This is a genomic window from Epilithonimonas bovis DSM 19482 (assembly GCF_900108115.1).
Lineage (GTDB): Bacteria > Bacteroidota > Bacteroidia > Flavobacteriales > Weeksellaceae > Epilithonimonas > Epilithonimonas bovis.
In genome coordinates this window covers 1-10,851 of record NZ_FTPU01000060.1, presented here as the reverse complement: position 1 = coordinate 10,851, position 10,851 = coordinate 1, and the positions used below count along the sequence as shown (strand labels likewise).

General features: G+C 40.1%; 9 protein-coding genes, 3 pseudogenes and 1 riboswitch. Of the genes and pseudogenes, 1 reads left to right on the top strand and 11 read right to left on the bottom strand.

The window, feature by feature from the left end:
- The 9 genes and pseudogenes from B0B05_RS15550 to B0B05_RS17285 form a co-directional block, all read right to left on the bottom strand.
- Window positions 1-340: pseudogene (locus B0B05_RS15550) on the bottom strand (transposase); the annotation flags it as partial.
- On the bottom strand, window positions 268-444 hold the full coding sequence (locus B0B05_RS15545) for a nuclear transport factor 2 family protein (protein WP_245799370.1): 177 nt from the start codon (window positions 442-444) through the stop codon (window positions 268-270). The gene B0B05_RS15545 and the pseudogene B0B05_RS15550, both read right to left, overlap by 73 nt.
- A 226-nt stretch (window positions 445-670) precedes the next feature.
- Window positions 671-1,978 (bottom strand): voltage-gated chloride channel family protein, encoded by a 1,308-nt coding sequence (locus tag B0B05_RS15540; RefSeq protein WP_084174010.1) that lies wholly within the window; start codon window positions 1,976-1,978, stop codon window positions 671-673.
- Window positions 1,979-2,006: 28 nt separating this feature from the next.
- Window positions 2,007-2,076: riboswitch (Fluoride riboswitch) on the bottom strand.
- Window positions 2,077-2,176: 100 nt separating this feature from the next.
- Complete coding sequence (locus B0B05_RS15535; RefSeq protein ID WP_076784494.1) at window positions 2,177-3,034, bottom strand: GLPGLI family protein; 858 nt, start codon at window positions 3,032-3,034, stop codon at window positions 2,177-2,179.
- Window positions 3,035-3,345: 311 nt separating this feature from the next.
- Window positions 3,346-4,938 carry an MFS transporter gene (locus B0B05_RS15530; protein WP_084174008.1) on the bottom strand — a complete coding sequence of 531 codons (1,593 nt, stop codon included), beginning with the start codon at window positions 4,936-4,938 and terminating at the stop codon, window positions 3,346-3,348.
- A 105-nt stretch (window positions 4,939-5,043) separates the two neighbouring features.
- Entirely contained in the window at window positions 5,044-6,165 is a 1,122-nt protein-coding gene (locus tag B0B05_RS15525; RefSeq protein WP_076784493.1) for an HlyD family secretion protein, read from the bottom strand.
- A gap of 20 nt (window positions 6,166-6,185) precedes the next feature.
- A complete protein-coding gene (locus B0B05_RS15520) occupies window positions 6,186-7,496 on the bottom strand; it encodes a TolC family protein (RefSeq protein ID WP_076784492.1) in 1,311 nt (436 codons plus the stop codon).
- Window positions 7,497-7,588: 92 nt separating this feature from the next.
- Complete coding sequence (locus tag B0B05_RS15515; protein WP_076784491.1) at window positions 7,589-8,431, bottom strand: helix-turn-helix domain-containing protein; 843 nt, start codon at window positions 8,429-8,431, stop codon at window positions 7,589-7,591.
- A gap of 339 nt (window positions 8,432-8,770) precedes the next feature.
- Window positions 8,771-8,851, bottom strand: a complete 81-nt coding sequence (locus B0B05_RS17285) for a relaxase/mobilization nuclease domain-containing protein (protein WP_394332794.1) — start codon at window positions 8,849-8,851, stop codon at window positions 8,771-8,773.
- 303 nt (window positions 8,852-9,154) lie between these two features.
- Between B0B05_RS17285 and B0B05_RS15505 the strand changes: the two are divergent.
- Window positions 9,155-9,755: pseudogene (locus tag B0B05_RS15505) on the top strand (transposase); the annotation flags it as partial.
- A gap of 131 nt (window positions 9,756-9,886) precedes the next feature.
- Here the strand turns inward: B0B05_RS15505 and B0B05_RS15500 are convergent.
- Together B0B05_RS15500 and B0B05_RS15495 are read right to left on the bottom strand one after the other, a co-directional pair.
- Window positions 9,887-10,456: pseudogene (locus B0B05_RS15500) on the bottom strand (integrase core domain-containing protein); the annotation flags it as partial.
- 17 nt (window positions 10,457-10,473) lie between these two features.
- A partial coding sequence (locus B0B05_RS15495) for a transposase (protein WP_221406984.1) occupies window positions 10,474-10,851 on the bottom strand: 378 nt, incomplete at its 5' end.

The following is a 10,851-nucleotide window of genomic DNA, read 5'->3' as shown; positions in this document are numbered from 1 at the left end:
TTTTCCTTTTAGGGGTTTCCAACTCTATATTTACCTCATTGAATAAGTCTGATTGAATGCTTTGGGACAAATAACCTTTATCACCAAGCAACACACAATCAGACATTTGATGTTTTATATCCTGTAGAAAATGGATGTCGTGAACAGATGCAGGAGAAATGTCAAAACTCTGAAAAACCCCAGAAATAGAACAAACTGCATGTAATTTATAGCCATAAAAATGGAGATTCTGCGAAGCGCAAAATCCTTTGTTGGGATAAGCGTAATCTACATCTTTACAAATCTTGCTTCTGGAACAACGGGATATTTTACATACTTCCAAAGGCATTCCTTCCTGTACGTGTCCAAATCCATGTCTTTGGTAATGGTCGTACCATCGGGTAATATAAATAAAAGATCATCGTGGAGTATCGATTCTAATTGTTCAACGCAACATGTTGTCATAGCATTGGCGAGCTGCTTTTCAGAAGCGGTAATCATCTCTTTGGTAATCATAGTAGTGAAATTTTATGGTTTAACGGAGTATTAACCGTTTAGTCAAAAGTCGTTAAAAAATTAATAGTAACTATCAGCCAGTAACAGTTTTATGTATATCTTCTTTTTGTATACGTTAAAGTTCTGACATATGGCTTTTCGGCATAATCCTATGCTGTTTTTTGTAATTCAATATTTATAATTGACTCAGCTGTTTCCCTTTTTGATTAATGAATCTGGGATGTTTTGGTTCTCCCGTAATTTGGTTACGGTAAATGCTATTGGCGCCTGATAGCAGGTATGCCACCGTGCAGGCAATAGCGGCATAAACGCCACAGTCTACACCAAAAAGTTCCAGAGCCATAATGGTGCAGGCTAGCGGGGTATTGGTTGCACCGGCGAAAACCGCTACAAAGCCCATTCCTGCTAACAGGTCAACGGGTAAAGGAAGAACATAACCGATGGCGTTGCCCAGTGTAGCTCCGATGAAAAATAACGGTGTCACCTCACCACCTTTGAAACCTGCGGCAAGCGTGATGATGGTGAAAGCCATCTTCAATGCAAAATCGTAGGCTGGTAATGGCTGGTCAAACGACTGTACAATGGTTGGAATCCCTAGACCGATGTATTTTGTTGTTCCCATTGCCCAGACTGCAAGGGCTATAATGATTCCACCTGCTACAGGCCGGAAGGGCGGATATTGGATGGTAGACTTAAAAAGATGACTCGCTTTATGCAGAGTCTTGCTAAATGTTGCCGCACATAGCCCGAATATAATCCCTGCAAGAATGGCGTAGGCAATGTTCACGAAGGATATATCAGGTACTGCTATGATCTGGTAGTGTGTATGGTGCGTCTGCCACATTTTTGTAACCAGGTCCGCTATAATGGCAGCGGCAAAGGCGGGGAAGAGGGCATTGTACCGTAACCGTCCAATCAAAAATACCTCAAGGCCAAAAATAGCACCCGCCAATGGTGTCCCAAACACAGAACCAAAGCCGGCGGAGACAGCGGCGATGATCAAAATTTGACGCTCGCCGGGCTGTAAACGCAATGGTTTGCTGAACTGGTCTGCTATAGCGCCGGCCATCTGCAATGCTGTTCCTTCGCGCCCTGCAGAACCTCCAAAAAAATGCGTTACAATTGTTCCTAAGTATACCATTGGCGCCATGCGGAAAGGGATTGTTGGTTTTGGGGAATTAATCGTGTCTATAAGGAGGTTATTCCCGCCCTCTACATCTTTCCCGAAATAATAGTATAACAAACCAATTAAAAATCCACCTGCCGGTAAGAATATGATTAACCACAAATGATTGTCACGAAAGTTGGTAGCCCAGTCCAGTGATTGCAGAAAACCTGCTGATGCAGTTCCTATGCAGGATCCCGTCACAAGACAGATCATCGTCCATTTGGTGACGTAAAATAAGGCTGGGTATTTCCGGAAAAAGAAACGAAGCTGTAACTGAGTTTTTTTGCTGATTGACTTTTTTTGTTTGGTTTGCATGCTATCCCGATTAAAATGTTAAACATTTCATTAATCAGGCGTCATCAGCTTTTTGAAAAAGCGGTTGGGTAAGGAAGAACACCATTTCCTTTGCGAATACTCTACAAATTTATAATAAAATTTCTATTTCATCATAAAAATTAAAGTTGTTTTTATCAATCAAAGACTATTTTTAATTTTTGGGATCACCATTTCGCATTATTTGAATAGTTGAGGTTCTATGAAATTATTAAATTTTCTAAAGTAGGCTTTGTCGCCATCTTCTTTTCTTTTGATTAATTCCTGCTTTGTCAGAGGGTTTCCTGATTTAGAGTCATAAAACAAAGTATCCGACATCGCTGCAGAGCCATGTATCAGCTTGATGTTTTTAGCAGGGTCTTTTTTGAACTCATTCCATAACTGATTGAATTTTTGTGGTGTCACCTCTATAGCTTTGCCTTTTACAGGTGAGAAAATGAGATTTTTAGATTGTTTTTTGCTGCCAATCAGCCTAAAAATATGATCGCCTTTATCATCTTCAACCGAGAGGATTAACCCGGGTAAGCCACAGAATTTATAAGGGCCGTCCTGTATCTGGATTTCGTTGGTAAACCAAGCATACCAAATTTTCCCGGCAAAAGTGGTTACCGCTTTTTGTACTTTGAAACCTTCTATTGTATCGGTTTCTGCCCTTATTTCCCAATTGATTTTAGCCTTAGATTCCACTGCAAGATTCATTGCATTCACGGGGTAGTAAAAAACAGTTTCAAAAGCAGGGTACCTTTTAGCAACCACAAATTTGGCCTGGCTTTTCTTTACTTTGCTCGCATCAAGTATTATAGTTCCCTTTGATCTACCATTTTCAATCTGGGCAGCCCACACAGAATCACGTTCAAGGAGCAGATGGCTGTAAAATACTGATCCGTCCTGATTGACATCCAAATTCATTATTTCTTTCAGGGTATTGTTTTTATCCAGAGAATCAGGTTTAAACATATATTCATAAACAAATCTCTGATTCTGAGCCATCACAAAACCTGTAGCCAGAAAGGAAAAAAGTAAAGTTAAATGCTTCATTGTTTAATAAATTAAGCAACATTATGTTGATTGGCCCATGATGTCCGTCTAAGTTCTGGCCATTTACCTTGGCATTATGCTACAGGACGAAGTTATAAAAAATGGCAAGTCCTGCAAAATTTTATGCCAATTGGAGAAGGCTGTTTTAACGGATAAAATTGAAATTAATAGGCGATGGCTAAGGTAGAAATATGTCTGCAGTATTGTAAAAACTACGGCGGGATGTTAACGCAACCTAAGGCAATATTGATATAAAAAGCAAAGCCCAATCTCATAAAAGAAAGGACTTTGCCAGTGGAAAACAAGGTATTTTACAATGTGGAGCCCGAAGCATCCTGAAGCTCCTGAGCCAATTTATTTTTTTCTCGCAGGCGTTTTCTGGCAATAACAGATTTGCCATTGATGAGTCTTACAAACCTTGGGTATCTGAATTTTTCTCTGCCAAAATGATGGGTCAATATGTATAACAGAACACCAAAACCCGTGAGTGTAATGTAGCCGAACAGCCTTTTGTTGGCCGAAAGGATCGCATTGATCTGCAGGCTTTTCAGGTTAGCCGGCAGGTTTTGGGACGTTAGTGTCATCCCATCCAGATAAACAGCAAGATTGCCCAGGCTTTCTATCTGGAACTGATACTGGAACCAGGAAAAGATGGCCGAGAAGATGCCAACCGCAAGGAAGGTCCTCCATACCAGAACAAGCCCAATAGCAGCCAGCATGTCATCCAGTTCCAGCTTATCCAGCGTATAGTACCACACCGCAATGAACAGGGAACCCATGCCATAACCTTTGAGAAACATAGGTAAATACCAGCGCTCGAACCCGAACTCGGGAACCATAGAGAAGTACATGATTATAGCGTAACCAAGCATGCTGGCAAATCCGGAGAATATATACATCCTGATTGCTTTCTCTTTTTTAAACCAAAATATGGCCACAATACCTGATACGATAAGGCCTGGGATCATCATCACATTCAGTTTGGCATTCGTTAACTGGTCATAACCAAGCACCCCCACAGAAAAAATATTTTGTACAGACGTTGTCCCCAAGTACATACCCAGGAAAAGCAGCATAATCAAACCATTCTGGACATTGCTTTTTGTAAATATTTTAAAGGAAAGATAAGGCCTCTTGAGTGTCGTTTGCCGAATACTGAGTAAGGCAAAACTCAGGAATGCTGCCACGGATGCATTAATAATTTTACTCGAATTCAGCCAGTCCTGCTGTTTGCCAAAAGAAAACACGTACGCAGAAAACATGAATGTGGAGACAAACAAAAGGATGCTCAGCCAATCGATATAGTGTAAAGGGACTTTCATCGCGAAGTATTTATCATGCATAAAAACCCAGCAAATCAGAGCCATTATAAGGCATTCTATAGATGCAATGATAAAAAACTGTTGCCAGTTGTACAGGATTGAGATCTCTACTGCATAATAGCTCGAAACCTGATTAACGACAAGGACAAATGTGTAGAAGACACTGTAAAATATACCTCGGTTGCTCATGAGCATCATCAAGGGTAAAAACAGTTCTATCGTAATCATCATTTTGAGAAATCCTATAACCAGGGCACTGGCTATAATGATTGCCGGCTCTGTTGTTGTACCATTCACATAACTCAGTAATGCCAGTAATACCAGCAGAAGGACCACCTTGTCACGGACCTTAAACCTCATCTTGATGCGCAGGACTACAGGCATACAGGCGCCCATCCCGATAGTTGTGGCATAATTGGCCCACATAAAATATTCTGTGAGCTGCCCTGTGCTGCCTACCATAAAGCTGATGTTCCCTGTATACACGCCGCCCAAAGGCATTGCAACAGCCAGCAGCAAAACGATGATCAACAGCTGAACAGGCTTGGGAACCCAGTCGCTGAAAAGTCCTTTGTTGTACATAATATTTTTTTTAAGAACTGAGTAAAAAGGCAAAAGAAGCAGGTTGTTGGACGACTTTGTGCTCCTGTTTACCCATTGCATTTCTTATTTTGTGCCTTGTTCCTTTTACTTTTTACTTTTATCTTCGAAACTGACATTCATATTCATCCCGGCACTCAGTTTTGCGATATCTTCTTTTTTGTTGGATGCCGTAAACTCGATTCTTACAGGTATACGCTGCTGAACTTTGATGAAATTTCCGGTGGAGTTATCCGTTGGCACGCTGGAGTATCTGGAGCCTGTTGCCGCAGAAACTGCTGTAACGACGCCTTCAAACTGTTTACCGCCCAAAGCGTCAGCGGTCATGATCATTTTTTCTCCGATCCTGATATTTGGCATCTGGCTTTCCAAAAAGTTAGCAGTCACCCACTTCTGGTTATTCAGCACGATAGTCCCCACTTGTTGCCCCGGCTGTATCAGCTGGCCTTCAGAAATTATCCTTCGTCCCATCACACCGTCATAGGGCGCAGTAATTACCGTATAGGAAAGATTGATTTTTGCCATTTCCAGTGCGGCCTTTGTCCTTTTGATTTCCGCATCGTTGATCCCGAGTTTGCTTTTTACCTCGGTGGTAGAAAGGTTGGCGGATTGTTTTTGATTCATGAGCGTTTGGTACACCGCTTTTTGTGCATCATATTCGGTTTTCATCTGGTCATACTGTTGCCTGGTTACGGCTTCCGAGGCCAGCAGGTTTTTGTATCGGTTCAGGTTTTGTTCCGCATTCCAAAGCCTGGCTTTGGCGCCGGCAATATTAGATTCCATCACGCTAACATTATTAGAAATAGTGTTGACGGAGGAGCTTGTTGCAGATCTTTGTGCCATGGCATTTTGATAGGCCGCTTCTGCCTGGCCTAATTGCGTAAGGATTTCTCTGTCATCCAGAATCACCAGTGTATCGCCTTTCTTCACAGGTTGGTGTTCTATAAACCGGATCTCTTTGATATAGGCTGATACTCTTGTATTGATAGGATTGATAAATTCCTCAACCTGGGCCGACTCGGTATAGGTTTTGTCGCCAATGTGAAAATATTTGCGGACCAGCCAGAACAGTCCAAAGCCAATGATTGCAAAAACAATCACGTTGGACAGCGTTGCCCTTATTTTATTTTTCTTATTCTGTTTCTTTTTAGCAGCAGCCGTACTGACCGCTGGGCTTGTATTTTGAGTGGGTTGTTCCTTGTTTTCCATTATATGATTTCAGTTTGATATTAGAGCGTTCCGGTTGATTTCAGCAGATTATAATATTGGTAGAGTACATTGATTTGCGCATTGGCAAAGTCCAGCTCTGACTGCAGTTTCTGATTTTGTGCATCAATCATCTCGGTCTGCACAGCCAATTGATTGAGGTACTTGGCTTCTGTAATTTTGTAGTTTTCATCAGCCAGGTTTTTAGCATCATTTAGGATATCTGCCTGCTGGATTGCTTCCTGATATTTGGTATAAGCGGCATTCACAGCCATATCCAGATTCTGCTGCACCAGGGTCATGGCATCATTGGCCTGATTTTTTTGCAGTTCACCAAGTTTTACTCTTTCTTTGGTTTTGTACAGATTGTCAATATTATAACTCAATGATATCCCACCCTGCCAGCCGCTGGCATACATATCCAATACTGGGGTCCTGGTGGTAATTGGGCGTTGAAGAGAATACCCGCCAAAGCCGGCCAGTGTCGGCATCTGATCGGTTTTTATAATTTCTATGTTTTTATCGGCAACAGCAATATTGGTTTTCGCTGATTTGATCTGAGGGTGGTTGTCATGAGCCACATTCAGGTAATAATCCAAGCCAATTCCGGTTTCTTTGTTACCGAGGCTTTCCACGGGTATAATCAATGTTTCCGTATTGAGCCCCAAGGCGATATTCAGATTATAATTAAGGATTTTTCTGTTATTGGTCAAAGTTAAAATACCCTGATCCAGGTTTTTGATATTTAATTCTCCACGGATGACTTCGTTCCTCGTAATCATCCCCTGTTTATAAAAATCATTAATGTTCTTTAACCTTTGCAGCGCCAGTTTTTTGTTGTTTTGGAACACTTTCTCCTGATTGATTAATTTGTAGATATCCAAATAATTGGAGATCACCAGGAATTTAACATCCTGCTTATTTTTTTCCAGATCCAATTCAGAAAGTTGTTCGCGCAGATCAGCCAGTTCTACGGATTTATTTACCAATCCGCCCTTGAAGATAAGCTGGGTGGCCTGTACGGCGTACGAACTACCGTAATGCGGCATCGTAATAGAGGTAGAATTGGAAAAATCTTTGTCTATGGCCACCACATTTGCCAGGTAGAATTGGCTGGTAGAAGCCGTAATGGTTGGCAACTTCTGGAGTTTTACAATGTCCGTCTGCTGTTTGGCAATACCGATGTTGTGCGCAGAAACCTTGATTTGCTGATGATTATTGATTGCCAGCCGGGCAACTTCATCAGCGGTCATCTGTTTTGTCTCTTGCGAAAAAAACAGCGACGGCAGGAGAACTATCAAAACTGATAGTGCTGTTTTTATTAGCTTAATCATTTTACCTTGTTTTACGGATGCAAAATTAGGCTGATATGCAATTTAAACAAATGTTTGAATACAGGAAAAAGATGTTCAAATGTAGGATTTTGCTATTGGAACTGTTGACGGTATTGGCTGGGGCTTAATCCCAAATGTTTCTTGAAAAAATGCGAAAACGAATACTGGTCACTGAATCCCAGAACTGTAGAAATCTCAGAAATGGGCATCTTAGAAGAATTGAGGTAGACCTTGGCTTCATTGATAACAATGGATGCGATAATTTGGCTTGCAGACTTTCCGGTGACGGATTTTACAACTGAGGACAGATGTCTGGTTGTAACAGACTGCCGTTCTGCATAGAACTCAACACTACGGTTGTTGAGATGGTGGTTGGCCAGGTCATTCAGGAACAGGAAAACAATCTCCTCCTTTCTGGACATTTGGCTCATGGCGCTATTGTCTTCCTGACTGATAATCCCCGCTATAAGGTAACAGAACACCGAAAAGAGGTGTTCCACAATCTCTTTCTTATAAATCATGTCGGTTTCCTGATCCAGGATGTACTTCAGGAAATTAACGCTTTTCCAAACCACTTCAAGGTCAGCTGTGGAAAGTGGAACGCCGATATTCATCTGTTGGCGGAAATAGCGGTAAGTGATAAGCCGGTTGAATTTTAAAGATAGTGTGGTAATATAGGCCCGCTTGTAAGATACCATTCTCGACTGGAAATCATCGCTTACCGAGATCACCTCGTAGACTGTCTGCGGGTCGGTCACCATAAATGTATTGGCTTGAAGTTCAAGGTCATTAAAATGCTGCCGCAGTTTGATAGAACCGCTTTTGATAAAAATGAATGACGGATTTTCCGGGCGGAAGGGTTTATCCGCGGAGATCCTTTCGAAAATGTTATGTTGTGTAAAAATCTCAACCCCGAATTGTTCTAAAGCTGTCATGTATGAACTTTATTTTACCAGAACTCAAATTTAAAGCATTATTATGAATTAGCTTTATCACGACATTTTCAATTAATGGTTATTGATTCAGGCTTCAGCTTCCGTGGTGGTTTTCCGTGACTTTATTCTACTTATCCAGCCTAAAACACTTTGCCACATCCAAAGGATTTTGGCAATCCTGTTTTTGACGATACTCAGTTACCAAATCTTCCGATTTTGCTGATTCAACTTTTGATGAACATCGTTACCATAGAGTTCTTTGAGTGTTTCCTGCAAAGCGGTTTGGCTTTGGTATTTTTCAAAATTCCTGTCAATACATTTTCCTGTTTCATTATTTACTCAGGAGCTAACGATGTGGACGTGATTATTGGCGGTGTCGTTATGAAAGACGACCAAGTAGGGCTGTTCTCCGTAACCCATTTTGTCATAAACTTTCAGCGATATCGGAAAGTTGCTCTTTGATATGTGTTCTTCCCTGAGCAGAAATTGTGCAATGAAACTACAGATTCTTAATTCGTTTATTGTTATTGGAAAGAACTTTGAAATAGTTTTTGACATCCTGAGTTCCAGACGATGAACTGATGAAGGTAGGGAAGTTCTTCATTTTTGGTAGTGTCCTACTAACTGTGTAAGTAGAAAAGTTATTCTGAAAAATTTTGAGCCCTCAAAGCTCAAAAAATTTTTCGGAAATAACTTTTTACTATTTTTAAACATTATACAGTTATGACCAGTAAAGAAGATTTATTAAACAACAAGGATTTCTACAAATCCTTCAAAAACGGAGAAGATTTAACCTCGTTCTTCAAAGAACTGCACAAAAAAGCAGTAGAACACATGCTGGATGCTGAATTAGACAGCCATCTTGACAATGAAAAACACGAAAAAACCACCAATGGAAACTACCGAAACGGACACGGAACTAAGAAGATAAAATCATCATTTGGCGAATCCGAAACCTAACGAAGTGGTTCGGCGAAGCCAAATTAAAGTTCCCCGTGATAGAGAAGGGAGTTTTGAACCTGCTTTAGTTCCCAAAAGACACAATATCATCGATGGTTTGGAGAATATCATTATCTCGTTTTATGCTAAAGGAATGAGCGTTTCAGATATTGAAGAACAGATTAGGGATATGTATGATTTTGAGGTTTCTACGTCAACAATTTCTCGGATAACTAATGCTGTTGCCAGTGAAGTCGTTGCGTGGCAAAACCGACCTTTAGACGAATTGTATCTGATTGTTTGGATGGACGGAATTGTTTTCAAGGTTCGAGAGAACTCCAAAGTCATTAACAAAACCATTTATTTAGCCGTAGGCTTGTGTAGGCTTCCCCTTTTTAGTACAGGTTAAAATTATACAATATAATACATAGCTTATCACAGCTGAAGGGCTGATTGAGGCGAAGGCGTAGCCGTAGCGAAACGAAGCCCTTCAGCTGTTTTTTCTTTCTTTATTTTATAGTTCACCGGACTAATACCCTCTAGGGAATCGTGTGGTCTGTGGTAATTATAATCGGTAACCCATTTGTCGCTTATTTCTCTGACTTGGTCAATGCTATCGAACAAATATGCATCGAGTACGTTTTCACGATAACTTTTATTAAAACGCTCTATTAAAGCGTTTTGTGTTGGTTTACCTGGTTGGGTGTATTTAAATTCAATTTCCATCACCTGGCTCCAATCTTGTGCTAATTTAGCAATAAATTCGGGTCCATTATCCATTCTTATTCGTTTTGGTTTTCCGTGTTTGTTTACAAGGTGTTTTAAAACCCAAATAACTCTGCTGCTTTTGAGTGAATAATCAGTTTCTATAAATAATACTTCTCTATTAAAATCATCAATAACATTAAAGCTTCGGAACTTTCTTCCGTTGGTTAAACTATCACTCATAAAATCAATACTCCAAGTATGGGTAAAACTTTCAGGAATTTCAATAGTTTCTTTAACTCGCTGCGGTAAGCGCTTTTTAGTCTTTCTGCGATGAGCAAGGCCTATTTGTTTGTAAACTCTATGTAATCGCTTATGATTTAACCCGTAGTGCATTATTAAATTAATTCAATTTTAAGTCTATTCATTTTTCTACTGAAAACAAAAACATTTACAAACTGAATGAAAGTTAATGCTGTTATTTTGCTCAATACCCTTGTTTTAAAACCGTTAAAAGATTTTGCGTAATTGTTTCTGATTTTAAATTGGTCGCAAAGTTGAGAGAATAAAGTCTCAATTCTTTTTCTGGATTTTCTGAAAATATATTTTTGTTTTTGATAATTTTTTTGGTTGTTTCTCATGGGTGTATCCAGCTTTATATTCGCATAATTGAACAAATCTGTTTGCACTTGGGTGGATAAATAACCCCTGTCTCCAATCAACGTACAATTGTTCATTTGATGCTTGATATCTTGCAAAAAATGAATATCATGAAT

Coding starts and splice junctions, on each gene's coding strand:
- B0B05_RS15545 (WP_245799370.1), bottom strand. CDS start 444: ATGACAACATGTTGCGTTGAACAATTAGAATCGATACTCCACGATGAT.
- B0B05_RS15540 (WP_084174010.1), bottom strand. CDS start 1,978: ATGCAAACCAAACAAAAAAAGTCAATCAGCAAAAAAACTCAGTTACAG.
- B0B05_RS15535 (WP_076784494.1), bottom strand. CDS start 3,034: ATGAAGCATTTAACTTTACTTTTTTCCTTTCTGGCTACAGGTTTTGTG.
- B0B05_RS15530 (WP_084174008.1), bottom strand. CDS start 4,938: ATGTACAACAAAGGACTTTTCAGCGACTGGGTTCCCAAGCCTGTTCAG.
- B0B05_RS15525 (WP_076784493.1), bottom strand. CDS start 6,165: ATGGAAAACAAGGAACAACCCACTCAAAATACAAGCCCAGCGGTCAGT.
- B0B05_RS15520 (WP_076784492.1), bottom strand. CDS start 7,496: ATGATTAAGCTAATAAAAACAGCACTATCAGTTTTGATAGTTCTCCTG.
- B0B05_RS15515 (WP_076784491.1), bottom strand. CDS start 8,431: ATGACAGCTTTAGAACAATTCGGGGTTGAGATTTTTACACAACATAAC.
- B0B05_RS17285 (WP_394332794.1), bottom strand. CDS start 8,851: ATGGGTTACGGAGAACAGCCCTACTTGGTCGTCTTTCATAACGACACC.